We start from the raw sequence: 20,832 nt of genomic DNA on the forward strand, positions 1-20,832 counted from the left end.
GCCCATCGAATAGTCGGAGAGTCGACCACCGCCGCACGTCGACGCATCTGTGCCGACCACCCAAGTTCCGCCGTCCGCGCCCCGCGTCATGTCGCCACACCACCGACACCGGGGCCCGCTCCGACGCTCCGCGCGGCCGTCACCGACCGTCGCGTGGTCAGCGCCGGAGAGTGCGCGAGCTGCGCCGACCAGCCGTGCCGACAAGAATTTGGGTGGATCCCACGCATGAGTTGTCGGCCGTCGCTTGGCACCCTCAATTCGATGAACACCACGGATGCCGACGGCCCACCCGGCCTCGCTCCGGCCGAGTCGCCCCGACTCCGCCGGAGCTGGTGGGCACGCGGCCTGGCGCTGCACGAGCGGGTGACCGTCGGCGGCGGCACCGATCCGGTGGACGCCGGGCGGCTCGGGCACGCGCGGCAGCGGCTGGATCTGTGGCGGGCCGACCGCGGCCCGGAGCTGGACGTCCGGCTGGGCGAGCTGGGCGTCGACGAGGACCTGTTGCTCACGTACCTCGCCGAGGAGGACGGGCACCTCGCCGCGCGGGTCGACCCGCCGCCCTGGGCGGTCCTTATCGAAGCCGCGGTACGCGCCGCCGCGCAGCCTCCGTCGGTGCCGGTCGCCGCGAACTGGAGGTCGGCATTCGCCCTACCGCTGCGCCCGCTGGTCGACCAGGCGCGGACCCGCTTCCGCCGGGACGCCGTCCCGGTGACCGACGCCCACGTCGACCTGGGTGCGCTGGATGCCGCGTTGACGGCCACCCTGGAACGGCAGCTGGCCGCGTTGGCAGCCCGCGCCTTCATCGAGGAGTTGCACCGCCGCAGGAGCGCCGACCTCCTCCAGGGCGACGACAGTCGCGCCCGATTCGTCGACTTCATCCGCCAGATCGGTACGTCTGCCGGACTGGCTGCACTGTTCACCGATCTTCCGGTCCTGGCCCGGCTGCTCGGGCAGGCCACCGCGCACGCCACCGACGCGATGCTGGAGCTGCTCGCCCGGTACACCGCCGACCGGGAGCATCTGGTCGACGACCTCCTGGGCGGCGCCGACCCCGGCCCGCTGGTGGCCGTCGACGACAGTCGAGGTGACCCGCACCAGTCCGGCCGGACCACCACCGTGATCCAGTTCGCCGACGGCCGGCGGTTGGTCTACAAGCCCCGGGACCTCACCCACGACGACCGGCTGGCGGCCTTCGTCGGCTGGATGAACCGGATGGTGCCCACAGTCGGCATGCGCACGGCCGCCTGCCTGGCCCGCCCCGAGTACGGCTGGACCGAGTTCGTGGTCGCTGCGCCGCTCGCCGACCCGGACGGCGCGGACCGCTTCTATCGACGGCAGGGCGCGCTGCTGGCGCTCGCCCACGCGCTCAACACCACCGATCTGCACTACGAGAACGTGATCGCCAGCGGCGAGGACCCCGTGGCCATCGACGTCGAGACGTTGTTCAGCCCCAGCTGGCGGCCCGCGACCCAGAGCGGCGATCCGGCCGCCGACCTGCTCGCCGCCTCGGTGCACCGGACCGCGTTGCTGCCTCTGATGGTCGTCGGCGAGCAGGGCATCATGGACCTGTCCGCAGCCGGCGGAGACCACGGCCGGCAGAGCCCGGTCAGTCAGATCGACTGGGCGGACCCAGGCACCGACCGGATGCGCCTCGTACGCCGCGCGGGCACCTTCGACGGCGCCTCGAACCGGCCCCGCCTCGGCGACCGGGTGATCGATCCGGAGGACCACGAGGCGGCGATGCTCGAAGGTTTCCGGCTCGGCTACGAGGCGATCGAGGCACACCGGGAGGACTTCACCCAGCTGGTCGAGTCGTCGTCGGCCATGACGGTGCGACTCGTCGTACGGCCCACCTGGGCCTACCGGACGCTGCTCGACGAGGCCACCCACCCGAGCCTGCTGCGCGACGGTCTGGACCGGGACCGTTTCCTCGGGCAGCTCTGCGGCCGGACCACACTGCCCGGCGACCCGTTGTTCGCGCGCCACGAGATCGTCGCGCTGTGGCGCGGCGACGTGCCGTACTTCCACGCCCGGGCCGACAGTTCCGTCCTGGCCGCCGACGGCGAACCGACGGCGGTGCCGCTGCACCGCAGCGGCGTCGGCGCGGCACTGGACCGGATCGCGGGGTTCGGCGAGGCCGACAGGCAGGACCAGGAGTGGGTCATCATGGCCAGCCTGGCCACCCGCCGGCCGGTCGGCACCCATGACGACGCGGCGCCGATGCCCGGGCCGCCGCACGGCACGGCCGCCCCGCCCGAACGGCTGGTCTCGGCAGCCTGTGCGATCGCCGACCAGCTCGTCGCCCGTGGCGCACCTGGTCGGGACCGGGTGAACTGGCTGGGTCTGGAACTGGTCGACGACCGGCAGTGGCTGCTGCTCCCGATGGGTGCCGGCCTGGCCAACGGGTACCTCGGCGTGGCGCTCTTCCTCGGTCAACTCGCTCACGTCACCGGCGTGGCCCGCTACGGCGAGGTGGCCCGTCGGGCGGTCGCCGCGACGCCGGGGCTGCTGCGCCTGCTGTCCGATCGGCCGGAGCTGGTCACGGCCATCGGCTGTGGTGGGCTGCACGGCCTCGGCGGGCTGGCGTACGCGCTGGCTCGGCTGGCCGTGCTGCTCGACGACCCGGAGATCGGCCGGTGGGTCGACACGACCGTCGAACTCGCCGAGGTCGCGGTTGCCGGGTCCACAAGCGACGACTGGGCAACCGGCCAGGCCGGCTGCCTGGCCGCCATGACGTCGATCCACGCCGAACTGGGGCTCGACCGCGCGGCGGCGCTGGCCCGGACCTGCGCCGACAACCTGGCCGACACGACCGCGTCCGATCAGCCCGCCAGTCCAGCCGGCTTCGCCGATGGCACGGCCGGCATCGCGTACGCCCTGCACAGGTTCGTCGACATCGGCGGCGGTTCCCCGCGGCACGCGGACGCGGCGCGGAAAGCTCTGCGGCACGCCCGGCAGACCCCGAACGACTCGTCCGGGTGGTGTGCCGGCACCTCCGGCCTGGCCATCGCCCTCGCCGGCCAGCACGACGAGGGCACCTCCGTCACCTCTGCCCCGGACGCGCCTGCTGACCTCGTCCGGCGGTTGGCCGACCGGCCGCTGTCCCGCGACCTGAGTCTCTGCCACGGCGAGTCCGGCGTCGGCGAGGCGCTGACGGTGCTGGCCGCGGGGCCGGCCGGGCCTGCGGCAGCCGCCGCGCTACGACAGCACACCACACTGGTCCTCAACGCCCTGCAATGGCAGACGCGCTACTGCGGCACACCCGACGGCGTCCTCACACCGGGGCTGCTGACCGGGCTCGCCGGCATCGGCTACGGACTGCTGCGCTCCGCACTCGCCGCACGGATACCGTCCGCGCTGCTCCTGGAACCCACCCCGCCGCCAACCGGATCCGGCTGGCTGTCCAACCCCTTCACACCGAGGAGAAAATCATGACGTCTCAGCAGCTCACCACCGACCTCGCCGGCACCGACCACGTCGAGGACCAGCACCCGGCCGGGGAGCCGAGGGTCAGCCCGGTGGTGGCCTTCGGCCTGCGTACGGCAGCCCTTGCCGGCCTGGCCGTCCCGGTGGGTCTCCTTGTTGGACACCTGGTCTCCGGTGATGTCGGCGCCGCCCAGGACTCCGCCATCACACTCCCGCTCACGACCTGCTGCCCCACAGTCGCTTTGTGACCCAGGCGCAGACCACCCGGTCAGCGCGGTGATCAGCCGGTCGGACGATAATATTGACGGGGTCGGTGGGCCTACCGGCTGAGCCTGGTTATCGATCGTTAGCCTCGCTATCGTTTCCGCCGTGCAACGATCCCGCGACCTGGTAGGCCGAGGTGCGGAGTTCGGTGCGTTGACGGGCATGATCCAGGCTGCCCGTGCCGGACGTGGGGGCGCGGTCTTCATCGTCGGCGAGGCCGGTGTCGGCAAGTCGCGGCTCGCCGGGGCGGCTGCCGAATTCGCCTACACCGCCGAGATGAGTCTGCTTCGGGGGCGGGCCAGCGCACTCGGCACCGGGGTGCCGCTGCGACCGCTCACCGAGGCGGTGCTCTCCCTGCTCCGGTCCGCCACTGTGGACGTCGCGGCGCTCGGCCCGTACGGGCCGATCCTCGGTCGGCTGGTGCCCGACTGGGGCACTCCGCTCGCCAGCCCGGAGACCGGGTCGATGGTGATCCTGGCCGAGGCGGTGCTCCGGCTGACCGCGCTCGCCGGCCAGGACCGTGGGTGCCTCATGGTCCTGGACGACCTCCAGGACGCCGACGCGGAGACGCTCATGGTGGTCGAGTACCTGATCGACAACCTCGACCAGCAGCCCACCCTGCTGGTCGGCGTCCTCCGGGCCGACGACTCCCCCGCGCTGGAGGTCGTCCGAGCGGCGGCCCGCCGCGGTCGGTGCACAGTGCTCGAGGTGGGCGGTCTCAGCCCCGAGGACCTGCGGGCCATGGCCGCAGCCTGCCTCGGCGTGGCGGCGGACGAGTTGCCAACGGCCGCGACCGAGCTGCTCTGGGGAGGCAGCGGTGGCAACCCGTTCCTCATCGAGGAGATCCTCGCGGCGATGGTGGAGAACGGTTTGCTGCGGCACGGTCCACAGGGGTGGCTCGTCGCCCCGCAGGCACCGGCCACCCTGCCCGCCGCGTTCGCCAGGAGCATGGCGCACCGGATCGAGAAGCTGAGCCCCCAGGCCCGGGAGCTGCTGTCCTGTGGCGCCCTGATCGGGCAACGCTTCTCGGTGGCCGTGGTGCAGTCGGCGACAGGGCTCAGCGACCGCGACCTGTTCAACCATCTGCACGGCAGCATCGTCGCCCAGTTGGTGGCACCGGACGACCAGCTGGCCGACTGGTACACCTTCCGGCACCGGGTCACCCGCGAATCACTTCTCGCCCTTGTCGAGCCGGCCGACCGGCGGGGGTTGGCCCACACCGTCGCCGAGGCCGTCGCGAAGGTCCACCCGGAGTTGCCGGGTGAGTGGTGCCAGATCTCCGCCACGCTGCGCGTCGAGACCGGCGATTCCCTGTTGGCCGGTCGACTCTTTGCCGAGGCTGGCCGGCGGGCCCTGGCGCAGGGTGCCGCCACCTCCGCCGTCGCCCTGCTCGACCGGGCCTGGGAGCTTCAGGCCGACGGGCCGGCCGAGGCCCGCGCCGACACCCTGGAGACGCTCCTACAGGCCCTCGGCGAGGCCGGTCTGGTCCGCCGCGCACTGGAGCTGGTCAACAGCCCGGACCAGGTGGCCGGGCTCCCCGCTCGACGGCAGGCCAGGTTGCACACCCGGCTGGCCTGGACGGCTGTGGTGGCCGGGGAGCTCACCGACGCGCTGGCCCAGGTGGAGATCGCCCGTGAGCTGCTCGGTCCGGATCCAGCGGCCGAGGACGAAGCCCCCATCGACATCGTCGCGGCACACCTGGCTCTGGACACGCCGGGGCGTGACCAGCTGGAGGTGGCCGAGACCCTGGCCCGCCGGGCCGCCACTGTCGCCGCCGCGGTGCCGCTGCCGGTGGTGGCCTGTCAGGCATGGCAGTTGCTCGGTGCGCTCGTCCGGCATCGCGACCCGGCCGAGGCCACCCGCTGCCTGGAGCAGGCCCGGTCCATCGCCGCCGAGCACGGCCTGCCGATCTGGGAGGTCCACGCGCTGATCCGGCTCGGCAACGACGACGCGTTGCGGCACGGCGCACTGGACCGGCTGGAGCAGGCTCGGGAGCGGGCGCTGCGGGTCGGGGCGGTGACCGCCCGCCAGCAGGCCGAGGCGAGCATCGCCCTGCACCTGATCATGCGCGGCGACTATCCGGCCGCACAGGACCTCATCGACCAGGTCCTCACCGCGACGACCCGCCTGAAACTGATGGAGACCACCCAGTACGTGCTGCTGCTCAGCGCGGTGCTCGCCGCCCACCAGGGCCGGCGGGCCCAGATGCAGGACGCGCTCGCCGAGTTCCGGCGCTGGGGCGGTGACGAGAGCCTGCACGCGCAGCGGGTCCACGGGCTGGCCGGCACGTTCTGCGCGCTGCTGGAGGAGGACCGCCCGCGCGCCCTGTACGAGCTGTCCCTGGCGGTACGGGCGGAGGAGACGAACCCGACCGTCTTCCACCTGGGCGGGCGGCTCGGTCTCCAACTGCTGTTGCGGGCGATCGCCGACGAGATCAGCTTTCCGGAGTACGAGGCGATCGTCGGCACACCGGCGAGCCAGCTGCGGTGGGACCGGCAGTTCGCGCTCTTCGCCCGGGCAGTCCTGCTCGGCCGTGCGGGTGAGCACGACGCCGCGACCGCCACCATGGCCGAGGCGATGGAGGTCGGCGCTCTGTACGCGATGGGGCGACATCTCGCCCTGCGGCTGGTCGCCGAGGCGGCGCTCGCCGATGGGTGGGGCACTCCCGTGGAGTGGCTGCGGGCCGCCGAGGACTACTTCCACCAGGCGAACGTCCCGCCGGTCGCCGGGGCGTGCCGCACGCTGCTGCGCCAGTCGGGCGCGCGGGTCGCCCAACGGCGGCGCGGCGCCGCGGAGATCCCGGTCGAGCTGCGGGCAGCGGGCGTGACGGTACGCGAGTGGGAGGTCCTGCGGCTGCTCACCGGCCGGCTGAGCAACCGCGAGATCGCCGAACGGCTGCACCTGTCACCGCGCACCGTGGAGCGGCACGTCTCCAGCCTCATCACCAAGACCGGACAGCCGAACCGGATCGCGCTGAGCGACATCGCCACCGATTTCGACGCTGGCTGAGGTCGTGGCGGGTGCCCGGGGGCCGGGCCTGGTCGGACCGACCCCCGGGGTACGGATCAGCTACGCAAGCTCCACTGCTGGTTGGCGCCGCCGTTGCACGACCAGAGAATGATCTTCGTGCCGTTGGCCGTGGCGGCACCGTTGGCGTCCACGCAGAGCCCCGACTGGGCGTTCGTGATGGTGCCATTGGTGTTGACGTTCCACTGCTGGTTGAGCCCGCCGTGACAGTCCCAGATGATGACAGTGGTGCCGTTGGCAGTGCCCGCACCGGAGGCGTCCAGGCACTTGTTTCCGTACACGGTCAACTGCTTGCCGGAGGTGTAGGTCCACCGCTGGTTCGTGGCGCCCGAGCAGTCCCAGATCTGCACCTGCGTGCCGTTGGCGGTGGTGGAGTTGGGTACGTCCACACAGCGACCGGACTGGCCGCCGACGAGCTGCCCGGCCCGCTGGCCACCGCCGGAGCCCGGCTGCCTGACGATCGACGTCGACTCGGCCGACCGGTTTCCCTGGGCGTCGAGCACAAAGAGCCGGTACTCACCCTGGGCGGTCGGCACGGCGATGGAGGTGGCGGTGCCGGCTGCGCTTGTCATCGTGGGGCCGGCGGCGAACGTGGTGGTACCGGAGGGAGCGAGCCAGACCGTCCTGGTGGCGTCGCCGGTGCTGCGGATCGGGATCGTCGACGTCGCGCCGCTGACGACTGTGCTGGCCGGCAGGACGTAGTTCGGCACCGAGAGATTGCTGGCCGGGACGATGTCGCGGAACGAATCCTCAAATCCGGAGTTCACGGCGATGCCGTAGGCAGCGGCCGGCCAGACGTAGTCGGAAGAGACGATGATGTCCTGGACCGTGCTGTTCGGCAGGTTCTTGTTCGAGACCTTGTTGATGGGGCCGTAGGTCTGCGTGATGCTCAGGTCGTGCTTACGCCCGAAGTCGTCGGAGTTGATGAGCCACGTGACGTTCTTGTCCACACTCAGGACGTTGTCCCGGAACGTGATGAACGCCGACCCCTCGTCCGGGTGAAGTCCGTACTTGTGGCCCGCCGGAACGCCCTGGAGATAGTTGTTGGTGATCATCGTTCCGGGCTGACTGCCGAGCGTGTAGATCGGGGCCGTGTCGCTGAGCCGCTGCACAGTGTCGATGATGTGGTTGTAACTGATTGTGTTGTTGCGCGCCGTCGTCGTCGGCCGGTTGGGCGCGATCGAGCCCGACGAGCCGTCGAAGTTCCACCAGCCCCAGCCGAGCGTGATGCCTGACCAGGGGGCCTTCTCGATCCGGTTGCGCTGGATCGTGAGGGTGTCGACGAAGTACGCCGAGATGGGGCTGTGCCCGTTGAACAGCACGGCGCTGTCGTACAGGTAGTTGTTCTTGATGTCGATGTTCTTGGGCAGCCCTTCGACCTGGGCGGAATACTTCTCGCGGTTTGTCGACGTACCGTCACCGATGTAGACGTGCTGGGGATGGCCGACGGTGATGGCCGAGCCGGCGATGTCGTTTGTGTAGTTGCCGATCAACTGCGTGCCCTGCACGTCGTTGACCATGTTGATCCCGTCGGCGCCGGTGTGCTGGATCCGGTTGCGTTGCAGCAGGATCCCGTCGGCGTTCTGCACCTGGACGATGCCGGGGGTCACGTCGACGTTGCGGTAGTAGTAGACGTGGAAGTTGCCCTTGGCGTACGCCTGGGCGCCAAGGTTGCCCTGCTGCGCCTGCTTGAACGACGAGCCGGCGACGCTGAACAGGTTCCAGTCGGAGTGCTGCACAGTCAGCCCGGAGAACGTGATGTTGCGGGCGTGGTTGCTCGTCGAGGTGCCGGCGACCCGCAGCAGGGTGGTCACGTTGTTCGGCGCGTACACCGTCGCTGTCGACATGTTCTCGGAGCTGGCCTTGTAGTAGTAGACCGTCTTGCTGCTCTTGTCGTAGTAGAACTCGCCGGGCGCGTCGAGGAACTCGTAGGCGTTCATGACCTTGTGGGTGCCGCCCACCTGGGCATTGCCGTTGAACGCGCCCTGGGCGATCGCCGCACCGGGCTGCTGGAACAGGGCGACCCGGTTGGCGCCGTCGGAACTGGTCGTCACCTGGCGAACGCCCACCAGGGCAGTGGTCCAGGTGGTGCCCGTCTCGATCTCGATGTCGTCCTGGTTGCGGGCGATGGCAGGAAAGTCGTTCAGGCTGTATTTGGCGCCATCGCACTGCGACCCCGACTCCCAGGCCCAGTCGGCCTGGCCAGCGGTGATGGTGTACGTCCCGTAACACCCCGCCGAGTTGATCGTCTTCGACGCCATGAAGGCACGCTTGTCGTTGACGTAGAGCGTCCGCAGCTTGTTGGCGCGGTCCAGCGGCGCCTTCCAGATGTTGCCGCTGTGCTGGGTCCACCCCGTCACCTGGACGCCGCCGTCGAGGACCGGCCGCTCGCTGCCGTACGCCGCGTAGGCGACCCGGAACCCGTTGGTGCCCGAGTCGGCGGCGCCGAACTCGACGGTGCTGCCGATCGGGTAGGTCCCGCCGCGCAGGTACACGTTGATGTCGCCGGTCATGCTCGCGTTCACAGTACGGACGACATCGCGAGCGCGTTGCACGGTGCGGAACGGGGACTGGAGGGTGCCCGGGTTGGCGTCGTTGCCGTCGGGGGCCACATAGTAGGTCTGTTGGACTGCCGCCGAGGCCGGCGCCTGGCTCACCAGCACGGCCGGGAAGGCGGCGGCGACGAGCACCGCAAGCGCCAACACTGACGTACGAGCGGTGGATGCGATCGACTTCACGAACTGTTCCCCTCACTTGCCGTCGACAGTGGACCCCGTTCTTATCGAGCGACGAGCAGGAACAGCGACGCCATCAAGGGTCGGCGGGCGACTGCTGTCCCCCGACCACAACTTTGCCAATCGCTACGAAAGTCTTCCCCGGAAGCGTAGGTCACACGTGTGACGTCTGCAACCATAGATTCGAGGTCGTCAATGCGCAAATAGCAGCAGAGGCGGGCAGAACACCCAGCCTGCCCACCGGTCCGTTTAGGATCATCTGATGATTGCCGGGCCGGCGCTCGGCCTCACGTCAGGTGCCGGACGAAGAACCGGTTTCCTGCGTCGCCCTCGAACTGCGGGACGCCGGTGTGCCCGCCCATGTTGGCGTGCAACGTCTTCTCCTTGGAGCCGAAGGCGTCGAACAGGTCCAGGGCCATCTGCCTGTCGTTCCCATCGTCGTCCCACTGCAGCAGGACCTGCAGCGGAATAGTTACCTGCCGGGCCTCCTCGAACATCGCGCGGGGCACGAAACTCCCGGCGAACAGAAGGGCCGCCGAGATGCGCGGCTCGACCACCGCCAGCCGGAGCCCGATGGCGATCACCCCTCCCGAATACCCGACCGGACCGCCGATCTCCCGCAGCGCAAGGAGGGCGTCCAAGGCGGACCGCCATTCCGGGACGGCCTTGTCGACAAGTGGAAGGACAAGCCTGTCGACGATCTCGTCATCGACCGGCTCGCCCGCCTCCAGCGCCCGGCGCAGGTCGGCGCGGGCCTGCTCAGCGGCGGCGGAACGAGGCCGGTCGCCGGCTCCGGGGAGTTCGATGGTGGCGGAGGCGAAGCCCTCCGCCGCAGAGTGCCGCGCCCGGGCCACGAGTCGGGGGTACATCCTGCGCAGCCCGCCGGGGTGGCCGACCAGGATCAACGGCGCCGGCGCAGGTACGGATGCGGGCGTCCACAGGATGCCGGGGATCTCACCGAGGGTGAACTCGCGCTCGAGGACATCGTCGTCGAGGTGCCGCTCAGAAGTGAACTGCATCGTCGTGCCTTTCGGGAGTGCTCGTGAACGGCGCTCCCGGACGACCTATCGCCCGACCGTGACCCCGGAGGGAAGCACCCATGTCGATACGTTCACGGATACCACCTCCTCGTTCTCTCGCACGGCCTCAGGGAAAGTAGCAGTGGTCGTCGTGCTCCGCCAAGCGGGTTTGCGGAGGCTCCGTGGCCGGATGGACCGACACTGGCGGACGGTGCTGGACGGCCGCACTACGGGGGCGCGAGCAGGTCGTCGTCGCGTCCGTTCTGGGGCAGCCCGGAAGCAGCGGCGATGACCTCGACGGCCTCGTCCAGGCCCGTGGTCTCGGGTAGGACGAGTTCGTCCGGCCAGCCCAGGACGTCATACGCGGCGTACCAGCCGCTCATCTGCTCGGCGGTGAACTCATCGGCCTGGGGGCGGGTGAGGTGCCGGCGCAGGGTCTCGGCCAGGGACACGTCGAGGTAGCAGAACAGCGACCGCCCTCGGTGGCCATCCCGCAGGGAGGTGAGCATGGTCCGGTAATGCCTGCTGTACAGGATGCCCTCCAGCACCACGTGGTAGCCGTGGTCGAGGGCGAACCGGGCGGTCTGCTCGATCAGGGCGGGTGCGGCGCCGCCGGGCTTGTCCCGTTCGCGGAGGACGATGCGGCGCAGGTAGTCCTGCTCGACAAGGGCGCACCCCCGGCCGTGCCGGCGTCGTAGCTCCCGGGCGATGCTGCTCTTGCCCGAGCCGGAGTTGCCCCGGACGCAGACGAGGATCGTGTCAGGGCTACCAGTGGGTTCAGCGACCACGATGCCTCCTGGTACGTCGCGCGAGGGCCAATTCTCGCGGTCTGTCGGGGACTGGTCGAAGCTCTATCCTGCTTCCAGCGGGCAGCAGAAGGTGAGCATGTGGCGATGGACGTCTTCGGCGGAGTGGCCGACCTCTACGAGCACGCCCGGCCCGACTATCCGCCGGAGATCGCCGAGGCAGTCCTCGCCTACCACGGAGGCAGACCGGCGTCCGTGGTCGACATCGGCGCGGGCACCGGAAAGGGCACCGACGTACTGGTAAGCATCGGCGCGCCGCTGACCTGCGTCGAGCCCGACGAGCTGATGGCCGCCCGACTCGCCGAGCGCTTCCCGGACGCCCGCGTCGAGGTGACCACCTTCGAACTGTGGGCCCCGCCGGCAGGTGGGGCGGACGTGCTGGCCTGCGCCACGGCCTGGCACTGGCTCGACCCGGCCACCCGCAACACACACGCCCGCCGCGCCTTGGCGCCCGGCGGCACCCTCGCCGTCTTCGCGCACCGGTACGGCTACGCCGACGCCGACCAGCAGGCCGCCGTACGGTCCGCGCTGCACGCGGTCGCCCCGGAGATGCGGGACCGTCCGGTCGACTGGTTCCACAGGGACATCGTCGAGAGCGGACAGTTCGACGACGTACGCCGGGAGGTGTTTCGGCGGGAGCTACGGCTGGACAAGGCGCGGTACCTGGCGTTGGTGCGCACGTTCGGGCCGTACCTGTCCCGGACCCCGGAGCAGCAGCGGCGCGGGATCGACGCCCTCGACCGGCTGGTGGACGACTTCGGCGGCAGCGTCGTGCTGGACCTGCGCACGACGCTGGTGTTGGGCCGGGCCGATGCTCGGTGACCGGTGGGGCGTGTCCGACGACGAGACGCTTCGCCGCTACCCGTGTGACGACTTCGTCCCCGTACCCACCTTGCGAGCCTGGCGCGGGGTGAGCGTGGACGCCCCACCGGCCGCGGTGTGGCAGTGGGTCTCCCAGATCCGGCTCGCGCCGTACGCGTACGACTGGATCGACAATCTCGGCCGGCGCTCACCGCAACGGTTGGCGGCGCTTCCCGAGCCGGTGGTGGGCGAGGCGTTCACCACCGCCGGTGGACGCAGGCGGGGCCGGATCCTCGCCGTCGCGCCGGGACACCACCTGACCGGCGAGATCATGGGCGCGGTCCTGTCGTACGTCGTGGTGCCGGACGCGGCGAACACCACGCGCCTGCTGCTCAAGGTCGTCATGCGGACGAACCGGGTGCTCGCCCTCGGGCTGTGTCTCGGGGATCTGGTGATGGCCCGCCGGCAGTTGCTGACCCTCAAGCGGCTCGCCGAGCAGGACGCACACCCGGACCACTGACCGGGTACGCCGTCCGGCGGCACTGTCGCCTCAGGCGCGGCCGGTAGACCGCCAAGGGGCGACGGCGGTGCGGCCGGCGTGGCGCAGCATCGCCCTGACCACCAGCGGGTGTACGAGGCGTACGGCGGCAAGGTAGGCGCGGCCGGCCCGGGAACGGGCCGCCGCCAGGGTGGCCACGGTGATCGTCGTGCCGCCGAGGTCCGGCTGGACCAGAACGCTGGCTCGGAAGGTCAGGTGGCCGGCGTCGGTGCCGAGCAGCACTTCATTGTCGGTGCGGGCGATGGTGTCGAAGTCCGAAGCGTCGCTTCGCTCGACGCCGATCGTGGTGACCAGCCGGTTCCGCAGACGCAGCAGCGCGACCACAACGCGGGGAGGATTGCGGAAGACCGCAGCCGCCCAGTCATTCGGATCGGTGGTGGTGCCGGGTGGCACCCGCAGCGAGTAGGCGTCGGCCAGGTCGACCAGACCGTCCGGCTACTCACCGCCTGAGTCACCACGACGGGCCACGGCGCCGTGCAGGGTGTTGCACCTGGGCAAGCGCGCGGATGTGGTCGGCGGCGGTGCGAGGTCTAGCCTCTTGGGTCATGTCCGACCCCGCGCCGCGTCCGTTGCTGTTGCTTGACGTGGACGGCACCCTCATCCCGTTCGGAACACCCACAGCGGCTCAGCCGGGCATTCCGCGTGTCAGCGATGCACCGGTCCCACCGGCCGATGCCCATCCCCTGCTGCACAAGGTCAACCCGGAACACGGGCGACGACTGGAGGCCCTGCCATGTGACCTGGTGTGGGCGACGACCTGGATGAACGATGCGAACGACGTGCTCGCGCCGCTGCTCGGGCTACCACCTCTGCCGGTCGTGGACTGGCCCGACTCCGACGAGGTGAGGCACCTGCACTGGAAGACCCCTGGGCTGGTCGAGTGGGCGCAGGGACGCGCCTTCGTCTGGGTTGACGACGAGATCACCCACGCCGATCAGGACTGGGTGTCGGCTCATCACCTCGGTGCGGCCCTACTGCATCGGGTCGATCCACGTCGCGGGCTGACCGAGCGGGACTTCACCGTCATCGAGAACTGGCTCATGCAGATCCTGGGCGGGGTCAAGGATCGCCGCGACGTGCGGCCGGCCTCGTCAGGGTGAGGAGGTATTGCTGCGGACCCTCGGGCGGCGCCTTCCCCGTACCTCGGAACAGCAGCGACGCGGCATCGCGCCTGCGCGGTTGACCGAGGCGTGCCCGGTGGGTCACGCTGGCCGTCGTTCGACCGGCGCGCTGCTCAGTACGCCATCGGGCCGGACTTCCTGACGCAGGCGGGCAAGGTTGACGAACCGGTCGCCGTCAAGCGGAGGAGCGTCGAGCAGGCGCAGCACCACCGTGCAGTACTTGGCCATTGTGTTACGGCCGGGCATGAGGATCGACAACTCCTCGTGGGCGTCGCACGTCTGCACTATCAGGTCGGCGGGCAGGCTCGGCAGCGTCTCCGAGGTGCCCGCCACCGCTACCTTGACGATCCAGAAGGGTCCGACGCCGTCGAGCACCTTCCGGTCCTGTTCCTGCGTCTCCAGCGCCAGGGTCCGCCAAGGCCCGCCCAGGCAGGTGACGCCGGCCTGCGTCACAGTGGTGACCAGTTCGGTCGCCGCCGCCAGGAGGATGTCCTCCGCCCGATCCCATTCCTGCGCGTCCCGGCCCAGGGGCGTGCCGGGAACGAGCCGCCCCACCACGGTCGTGGCAGGTACGTGCCGTAGCTGCGGCTCGGGCTGTGCCTCGAAGACGGCGCGGGCGGCCGTGATCGCCTCGGCCTGGGCCCGGCGTTGCCGGTCGACCTCGTCGCTGTGCCGGTCGAGCAGGGCGACCGCCTGGTCCGGTTCGTCGAGGGCCCGCCGGACGAGCTTCACGCTCATTCCGGTGTCCCGCAGCAACGTGATCAGCATGGCGCGTTCCACCTGGTCGAAGGCGTACGAGCGGTGGCCGGTCCGTTCGTCGATTCCGGCGGGCACGAGCAGCCCTTCGGCGTGGTAGAAGCGCAACGCCTGAGGTGACAGGTGGCACATCTGGCTGAACTCGCTGATCGACAACATGACCCCAGACTGCCCTCTCCAGTAACCACAAGGGCAAGCGCGCTCGTCTTCGACCACGAATGCAAATGTCCTGACCAGGCAGGAACGCCTGGTCAGGACATTTATCGCTGTCACGTCAGAGGTACCTGCCGGACTTGCCGATCTCCAACTGATTGGCGGCGGGCTGAGCGACAGGTCCGGTGCAGAGAGCGCCGCCCCTCGCTGGCACGGCCAAGGCCCGGCCCGGACTGGAAGTTTCGGTGGCTTGGCTGCGGGCCACCGCTCCCACCCGGGACAACGGCTGACCATGCCTGGCAGGATGAGCAAGGCTAGCAGCCAGTTGGAGCTACCTGAGACACCACGTCACCAAGAAAATGTTCCGGTAATATTTCGGAAATTGTTGACGGGCTCAGAATCGGGGCCATACGATTGCCATCGACGCCCCTCAATGATCTCGATTCACCGCGACCCGTCTCGGTCGCACAGGAGGGCCGTCCACCTACCACGGGGTGATACGCCGAACACCGGCTGCCGCACCTGGCCACCGACAGCCCGCGGGGTCACATCGCGGCGCTGGCCACCACCAGCTGTCACGAGGAGGAACACGTACATGAAGGACACCTCGACCAGGCCGCGAAAGAGCAGTCGCATGCGGCTGCTCCTCAGCGCCGCGTGCGCTGCGGCGCTCGCTGTCACCGGCACGTTCATCGCCAGCCCCAACGCGCACGCCGAGGCCGACCGGACCCTCACCTCGAACCTCACCGGCACACACAACGGCTACTACTTCTCGTTCTGGAAGGACAGCGGCAACGCCAGCATGACGTTGCGCGCCGACGGCCGGTACAGCAGCAGTTGGGACAGGAGCACCAACAACTGGGTCGGCGGCAAGGGCTGGGCCACCGGCAGCCGACGGACGGTCAGTTACTCGGGCAACTACAACCCGGGCAACAACAACACCTACCTCGCCCTGTACGGATGGACGCGGAACCCGCTCATCGAGTACTACGTGGTGGAGAACTTCGGCAGCTACAACCCGAGCAGCGGCGCCCAGCGGCTGGGTACGGTCACCACTGACGGCGGCACCTACGACATCCTCCGCAGCCAGCGGGTCAACGCCCCGTCGATCGACGGCAACCAGACGTTCTACCAGTACTGGAGCGTCCGTCAGCAGAAGCGTTCGAGTGGCACCATCACCACCGCCAACCACTTCGACGCCTGGGCCCGCGCCGGCCTGAACCTGGGCAGCAACCACGCCTACCAGGTCATGGCGACCGAGGGCTACCAGAGCCAGGGCAGCTCGGACATCAACGTCTGGGAAGGCGGCGGGGGCAACCCCACCACCGGGCCGACCACCGGTCCGACCACCCCGCCCGCGAACGGCAACTGCACCGCAGTGCTGTCGGCTGCCGAGCGGTGGGGTGACCGGTTCAACCTGAACGTGGCGGTCAGCGGCACCAACAACTGGGTGGTCAGCCTCGGGCTCAACGGCGGCCAGAGCATCCAGAACAGCTGGAACGCCTCGGTCAGCGGCACCACGGGCACCGTCACCGCCAGGCCGAACGGCAACGGCAACAACTTCGGCATCACGATCATGGCCAACAACAACTGGACCTGGCCGACGGTCTCCTGCCGGACCAGCTGACCCCGACCCACCGACCCTTGCGGGTGGCGTGCCGGCCGGTGCCGGCACGCCACCCGTCGTCGCGTTCAGGACACGACCCCCCGGGTTTCGCGTGAGGCTGAACGGAAGGTCACGGGCGACCGGTGCAGGACTTCGACCTGGTCTTCACTACTGGCATCGATACCTCAGCGAGCCGCGGAACCTGAACCGGCACCTCGTCCGGCTCTTGGCGCTGGCCGGGCTTCGTCGGGTCCGCTTCCATGACCTGCGCCACTCGTGCGCGACGCTCCTCTACGAACAGGGCGTGCCGATCGAGCGGATTCAAGACGTGCCCGGGCACAGCTCCCCGGCCATCACCAAGCTGATCTACGTGGAGGTGACCCGCCAGGCGCAGCGCTCGACCACGGACAAGCTTGGTTATGCGTAGGGCTCAGAAAAGGGATCAGGCCCAGTCCAACCGGACCGGGCCTGATCTCTTCTCGCTGGTGCGCCGCCAGGGACTCGAACCCCGAACCCGCGGATTAAGAGTCCGCTGCTCTGCCAGTTGAGCTAGCGGCGCTCGTTCGGCAACGGAGAGAAGATTAGCACCCCGCTGAGCCGGGCTCCAATCCGGTTACCCGGGTCCCCCCTTCGGTCGAGCTTACTGGACAAAGGCCCACAAATACTCCAGCGCTACTGAGACAGGTGCGTGGGCGTAGGCGCTGATACGGCACGATGTCCGCCAGGTACGCGAGAACAGAGGTGGGGATGGCACGGTTCACGCGAGCCGGGGCGGTGGTGGGCGCTCTGACCCTGGCGGCGTCGCTGGCACTGACCGGGTGCGGCGACGAGCAGAAGAAGCCGGAATTCGTTGGCGGGGCCCAGGCGAGCACGGAGCCGAGCGCCAGCGCCGCTCCGGGCACGGCCGAGCCGTCGAAGCCGGCGACGCCGAGCGGGCCGGCGCTGACGTTGAGCCCGGCCAACGGCACGAAGAACAGGCCCGTGAGCACGGAGATCAGCGCCAAGGTCCCGGACGGCGGCAAGGTGTCCTCGGTGACCCTGGCCGCCGCCGACGGCAAGGCGGTGGAGGGCAAGCTGCGTACTGACGGTTCGGCGTGGGTGCCGAACGCTCCGTTGAAGTACGGCACCAGCTACACCGCCACGGTGACGGCGAGCGGGTCGGACGGCACGACCAGCCAGGGCACCAGCACGTTCACCACGATGGCCAAGCCGAAGTCGACGATCGGGTCGGGCCTGTACCTCTTCGACGACAAGAGCTACGGGGTGGCCATGCCGGTGGTCACCGAGTTCCACCCGGGCATCCCGAAGAAGGACCGGGCGGCGGTGCAGAAGCGGATGTTCGTCCACACCGACCCGCCGCAGCCGGGGGCGTGGCACTGGGTCGCCAACGGCACGCAGGCGTACTACCGCGCGCCTGAGTACTGGAAGCCGGGCACCACCATCACCGTGCGGATCGCGCTTGCCGGCATGCCGCTCAGCAACGGCAGGTACGGCGACATCGACCGCAAGGCCACGGCGAAGATCGGCCGGTCGTTCGTGATGAAGGTCGACAACGCCACCAAGAAGATGACCGTGTACGAGAACGGCACTGTCGTACGCACCATCCCGGTGAGCCTGGGCAAGAAGAGCACCCCGTCGTCGAGCGGCACGATGGTCGTGATGGAGAAGAAGGCGGCCACTGTCTTCGACACCCGCGACGACCCGAACCCGGCGAACCGTTATGTCACCGACATCGAGTTCGCCCAGCGGCTCACCTGGGGCGGCGAGTACATCCACGCCGCGCCCTGGTCGGAGCACGTGCAGGGGCGGCAGAACGTCTCGCACGGCTGCGTGAACGTGTCGACGGCGAACGCCCGCTGGTTGTTCGAGAGGACGCGGGTCGGTGATCCGATCACGGTGAAGGGCACTGAGCGCAAGCTCGCCGCCGGCAACGGCTGGACGGCGTGGAGCCTGAGCTGGTCGGACTTCGTCAAGGGCAGCGCGCTGCCGGTACCCGAGGGTGGTTCGGGTCCGGCTCTCTGAGCGACCGATGTTCCGCGCCGGCCCCCGCCCGAGGCGGGGGTCGGCGCGTACCCTTGCATCTGCCCGTGGCGCGACGGCGCCGGCGGCGGCCCTCGTCCCGACGCGGAGACGAGCCAGGCTCACGAATCGCCGATAATAGCAAGAATCCGACATTCATCGGCGTGTTCGGGTTCACCCTCGGCAACCGGGGCCTGCGCTGGCGCGTCAGTAAGAGACGATGGGGCAGGGACCACGACTGTGAGGACATCATGCGAGCTAGCCAGCACCAGCTGAACCGGCCCGGTGGGCGACGCCGCGTGTTCGCGGCGGGGCTTCTCGCCGCGGCGCTGGCCTTGACCTCCGCGTGCACCGACGGCGGCGGCAAGCCGTCCTCGTGGCAGGGCGGCGGCGAGAGCGCAGCACCGAAGGCGGCGGCGACGATCAGCGAACCGGCGGCCGACGCGAAGGACGTGCCCGCGTCGACAGGCATCACCTTCACCACGAAGGACGCCGTGGAGACCGCCGTCGAGCTGAAGGACGCGGCCGGCAAGGCCGTCGAGGGCGCGCTGTCCGCCGACGGCAAGACCTGGCTTCCGACGGGCGCCCTGGCGTACGGCACGAGCTACACCGCCACTGTCACCGCCACCGGCGACGACGGCCGCCCGGCCACCGCGACCAGCACGTTCACCACGATGGCCAAGCCCACCAATCAGGTACGCGTGAGCAGCTTCCTCGGCGACAACCAGGTGGTCGGTGTCGGGATGCCGCTGATCGTGAAGTTCAGCCGGGGCATCCCGGAGGACTACCGCGACGACGTGCAGCGCCGCATGACGGTGACCTCCACGCCGGCCCAGGAGGGCATCTGGCACTGGGTCAGCCCCACCGAGATCCGCTACCGGCCGAAGGAGTTCTGGAAGGCCGACAGCAAGGTCTCCTACCGGATCCAGGCCGGCGGCCTGCCGCTGGGTGAGGGCTGGTACGGCCGCGCCGACCTCAACGTGGACATCAAGATCGGCCCGTCGGTGATCATGACGGTCGACAACAAGACGAAGCGCATGACGGTGACCCGCAACGGCTCCGTGATCAAGACAATTCCGGTGAGCCTCGGCAAGAAGAGCACCCCTTCGTCCAGCGGGACGATGGTGGTGATCGAGAAGCTGCGCAAGACGGTCTTCGACACGTTCGAGGAGCTCGGACCCGAGGAGGGCTACCGCACCAAGATTGACTTCGCGCAGCGGCTCACCTGGGGTGGCGAGTTCATCCACGCGGCGCCCTGGTCCGAGGGCCAGCAAGGCAGTGTCAACGTGTCGCACGGCTGCGTGAACGTGTCGATGGCCAACGGCGAGTGGCTGTTCAAGAACACCCAGGTCGGTGACCCCATCACGGTCAAGGGCACCGAGCGCAAGCTCCAGAACGGCAACGGCTGGACGGACTGGAACATGAGCTGGGAGCAGTACGTCAAGGGCAGTGCCCTACCGTACGAGCCGCCGGCCGACCCGGACACCTCACCGACCCCGGACGGCGCCACCGCCCCGACGCCCACGCCCTGATCGACAGCGACGGGAGCCTTCTCTCCACGGAGAGGGCTCCCGTGTGCGCCGTCCCCTGGAACGACTCAGGCCCCCTCGTGGGAGGGGGCCTGAGCAGTGAAGCTAGCTGGGTGACTGATGGGAATTGAACCCACGACAACCGGGACCACAACCCGGTGCTCTGCCAACTGAGCTACAGCCACCATGCTGCCGTCGCCCGGTCGATCGCCCCGGGCGGGGTGCGGACCAATAATAGCCACACTCCAACCACCCACGTCCACCGGGTTGCCCGCTCCCCCGTGTGGCAGTCACAGACACCCCCGGTGTTAGGAAGGGCCCCTTCCTATACACCAGGCGTTAACAAGGTGCCCTTCCTTCGCCCGTCGGTTAGAGCTCGGCGGCGATCGCCTTCGCCGTGTCGACGTCGGGGCCGGGCAGCGGGACGAAGATCGTGCGCCGGTAGTACTCCAACTCCCGGATGCTCTCCCGGATGTCCGCGAGCGCCCGGTGCGCCAGGCCCTTCTGCGGCTGGCCGAAGTAGACCCGTGGGTACCAGCGGCGGCACAGCTCCTTGATCGACGAGACGTCGATCATGCGGTAGTGCAGGTGCGCGTCGAGGCGGGGCATGTCCCGGGCGATGAAGCCACGGTCGGTGGCGATCGAGTTGCCACACAGCGGCGCGGTACGCGGGTCCTTGACGAAGCTCCTGACGTACTCCAGCACCAGGTCCTCGGCCTCGGCGAGGGTGACAGCCGAGCGGCGGACCTCCTCGGTGAGGCCGGATTTGGCGTGCATCGTCTGGACGATCTCCGGCATCGCCTCCAACGCGGCCTCGTCGGCGTGGATCACCACGTCGACACCGTCACCCAGCACGTTGAGGTCGGGATCGGTGACCAGTGCCGCAACCTCGATCAGTTTGTCCCTGCCGAGGTCCAACCCGGTCATCTCACAGTCGATCCAGACGAGGAGATCAGCCACCGGCACAGCCTACGCGCAGCCCACACCCCGCGGCTGCGGGCTCTCGGCCGG

General features: G+C 69.5%; 16 protein-coding genes and 2 tRNA genes. 10 read left to right on the forward strand and 8 right to left on the reverse strand.

The genetic code is table 11. The features are described 5' to 3' along the window. The first annotated feature begins 261 nt into the window (after window positions 1-261). The 3 genes from F4558_RS20815 to F4558_RS20825 all read left to right on the forward strand — a co-directional run bounded on the left by F4558_RS20815 (window position 262) and on the right by F4558_RS20825 (window position 6,699). The gene (locus F4558_RS20815) at window positions 262-3,435 is read left to right on the forward strand and encodes a type 2 lanthipeptide synthetase LanM family protein (RefSeq protein ID WP_053655537.1); all 3,174 of its coding nucleotides are present in this window, start codon (window positions 262-264) and stop codon (window positions 3,433-3,435) included. Then, on the forward strand, window positions 3,432-3,674 hold the full coding sequence (locus F4558_RS20820) for a hypothetical protein (RefSeq protein WP_053655538.1): 243 nt from the start codon (window positions 3,432-3,434) through the stop codon (window positions 3,672-3,674). Before F4558_RS20815 ends, F4558_RS20820 begins: the two co-directional genes overlap by 4 nt. A 121-nt stretch (window positions 3,675-3,795) precedes the next feature. Next, the gene (locus tag F4558_RS20825; protein ID WP_231640032.1) at window positions 3,796-6,699 is read left to right on the forward strand and encodes a helix-turn-helix transcriptional regulator; all 2,904 of its coding nucleotides are present in this window, start codon (window positions 3,796-3,798) and stop codon (window positions 6,697-6,699) included. Between the two features lie 56 nt (window positions 6,700-6,755). On the opposite strand, the gene F4558_RS20830 is transcribed toward F4558_RS20825, so the two are convergent. The 3 genes from F4558_RS20830 to F4558_RS20845 form a co-directional block, all read right to left on the reverse strand. Beyond that, a complete protein-coding gene (locus F4558_RS20830; protein WP_167945635.1) occupies window positions 6,756-9,455 on the reverse strand; it encodes an RICIN domain-containing protein in 2,700 nt (899 codons plus the stop codon). Window positions 9,456-9,739: 284 nt separating this feature from the next. Continuing rightward, on the reverse strand, window positions 9,740-10,471 hold the full coding sequence (locus tag F4558_RS20835; RefSeq protein WP_053655541.1) for an alpha/beta hydrolase: 732 nt from the start codon (window positions 10,469-10,471) through the stop codon (window positions 9,740-9,742). Window positions 10,472-10,698: 227 nt separating this feature from the next. Further along, window positions 10,699-11,259 (reverse strand): kinase, encoded by a 561-nt coding sequence (locus tag F4558_RS20845; protein WP_053655542.1) that lies wholly within the window; start codon window positions 11,257-11,259, stop codon window positions 10,699-10,701. Between the two features lie 105 nt (window positions 11,260-11,364). Between F4558_RS20845 and F4558_RS20850 the strand changes: the two genes are divergently transcribed. Both F4558_RS20850 and F4558_RS20855 read left to right on the forward strand, forming a co-directional pair. After that, window positions 11,365-12,099 carry a class I SAM-dependent methyltransferase gene (locus F4558_RS20850; RefSeq protein WP_245242178.1) on the forward strand — a complete coding sequence of 245 codons (735 nt, stop codon included), beginning with the start codon at window positions 11,365-11,367 and terminating at the stop codon, window positions 12,097-12,099. Window positions 12,100-12,109: 10 nt separating this feature from the next. Continuing rightward, window positions 12,110-12,598: a polyketide cyclase gene (locus F4558_RS20855; RefSeq protein WP_312877378.1), complete on the forward strand. Its 489-nt coding sequence runs from the start codon at window positions 12,110-12,112 to the stop codon at window positions 12,596-12,598. Between the two features lie 30 nt (window positions 12,599-12,628). On the opposite strand, the gene F4558_RS20860 is transcribed toward F4558_RS20855, so the two are convergent. Then, complete coding sequence (locus F4558_RS20860; protein ID WP_312877445.1) at window positions 12,629-13,063, reverse strand: DUF2867 domain-containing protein; 435 nt, start codon at window positions 13,061-13,063, stop codon at window positions 12,629-12,631. Between the two features lie 119 nt (window positions 13,064-13,182). Here F4558_RS20860 and F4558_RS20865 point away from each other — a divergent pair, with 119 nt between their 5' ends. Then, entirely contained in the window at window positions 13,183-13,737 is a 555-nt protein-coding gene (locus tag F4558_RS20865; RefSeq protein ID WP_167945641.1) for an HAD domain-containing protein, read from the forward strand. Between the two features lie 102 nt (window positions 13,738-13,839). Here F4558_RS20865 and F4558_RS20870 read toward each other — a convergent pair whose 3' ends face one another. Further along, window positions 13,840-14,673, reverse strand: coding sequence for a MerR family transcriptional regulator (locus F4558_RS20870; protein WP_167945643.1), 834 nt, complete (start codon window positions 14,671-14,673; stop codon window positions 13,840-13,842). A 628-nt stretch (window positions 14,674-15,301) separates the two neighbouring features. Here F4558_RS20870 and F4558_RS20875 point away from each other — a divergent pair. Next, entirely contained in the window at window positions 15,302-16,294 is a 993-nt protein-coding gene (locus tag F4558_RS20875) for a glycoside hydrolase family 11 protein (RefSeq protein WP_369814793.1), read from the forward strand. 91 nt (window positions 16,295-16,385) lie between these two features. Beyond that, window positions 16,386-16,700, forward strand: coding sequence for a tyrosine-type recombinase/integrase (locus tag F4558_RS31310; RefSeq protein ID WP_312877379.1), 315 nt, complete (start codon window positions 16,386-16,388; stop codon window positions 16,698-16,700). A 56-nt stretch (window positions 16,701-16,756) separates the two neighbouring features. On the opposite strand, the gene F4558_RS20885 is transcribed toward F4558_RS31310, so the two are convergent. Beyond that, window positions 16,757-16,832 (reverse strand) — tRNA-Lys (locus F4558_RS20885). Window positions 16,833-17,020: 188 nt separating this feature from the next. Between F4558_RS20885 and F4558_RS20890 the strand changes: the two genes are divergently transcribed. Further along, entirely contained in the window at window positions 17,021-18,295 is a 1,275-nt protein-coding gene (locus tag F4558_RS20890; RefSeq protein WP_053655549.1) for a L,D-transpeptidase, read from the forward strand. Between the two features lie 248 nt (window positions 18,296-18,543). Then, the gene (locus tag F4558_RS20895; RefSeq protein WP_053655599.1) at window positions 18,544-19,824 is read left to right on the forward strand and encodes a L,D-transpeptidase; all 1,281 of its coding nucleotides are present in this window, start codon (window positions 18,544-18,546) and stop codon (window positions 19,822-19,824) included. 109 nt (window positions 19,825-19,933) lie between these two features. On the opposite strand, the gene F4558_RS20900 is transcribed toward F4558_RS20895, so the two are convergent. Together F4558_RS20900 and orn are read right to left on the reverse strand one after the other, a co-directional pair. Then, a tRNA-His gene (locus F4558_RS20900) sits at window positions 19,934-20,006 on the reverse strand. Window positions 20,007-20,190: 184 nt separating this feature from the next. Next, window positions 20,191-20,787 carry an oligoribonuclease gene (orn, locus tag F4558_RS20905; RefSeq protein WP_082377447.1) on the reverse strand — a complete coding sequence of 199 codons (597 nt, stop codon included), beginning with the start codon at window positions 20,785-20,787 and terminating at the stop codon, window positions 20,191-20,193. Window positions 20,788-20,832 lie beyond the last annotated feature (45 nt).

The organism is Micromonospora profundi, from assembly GCF_011927785.1.
GTDB classification, from domain to species: Bacteria; Actinomycetota; Actinomycetes; order Mycobacteriales; family Micromonosporaceae; genus Micromonospora; species Micromonospora profundi.

Bases quoted from the DNA above. Each gene is read 5' to 3' on its own strand.
- F4558_RS20815 (WP_053655537.1), top strand. From the start codon at position 262: ATGAACACCACGGATGCCGACGGCCCACCCGGCCTCGCTCCGGCCGAG.
- F4558_RS20820 (WP_053655538.1), top strand. From the start codon at position 3,432: ATGACGTCTCAGCAGCTCACCACCGACCTCGCCGGCACCGACCACGTC.
- F4558_RS20835 (WP_053655541.1), bottom strand. From the start codon at position 10,471: ATGCAGTTCACTTCTGAGCGGCACCTCGACGACGATGTCCTCGAGCGC.
- F4558_RS20850 (WP_245242178.1), top strand. From the start codon at position 11,365: ATGGACGTCTTCGGCGGAGTGGCCGACCTCTACGAGCACGCCCGGCCC.
- F4558_RS20865 (WP_167945641.1), top strand. From the start codon at position 13,183: ATGTCCGACCCCGCGCCGCGTCCGTTGCTGTTGCTTGACGTGGACGGC.
- F4558_RS20870 (WP_167945643.1), bottom strand. From the start codon at position 14,673: ATGTTGTCGATCAGCGAGTTCAGCCAGATGTGCCACCTGTCACCTCAG.
- F4558_RS20875 (WP_369814793.1), top strand. From the start codon at position 15,302: ATGCGGCTGCTCCTCAGCGCCGCGTGCGCTGCGGCGCTCGCTGTCACC.
- F4558_RS20890 (WP_053655549.1), top strand. From the start codon at position 17,021: ATGGCACGGTTCACGCGAGCCGGGGCGGTGGTGGGCGCTCTGACCCTG.
- F4558_RS20895 (WP_053655599.1), top strand. From the start codon at position 18,544: ATGCGAGCTAGCCAGCACCAGCTGAACCGGCCCGGTGGGCGACGCCGC.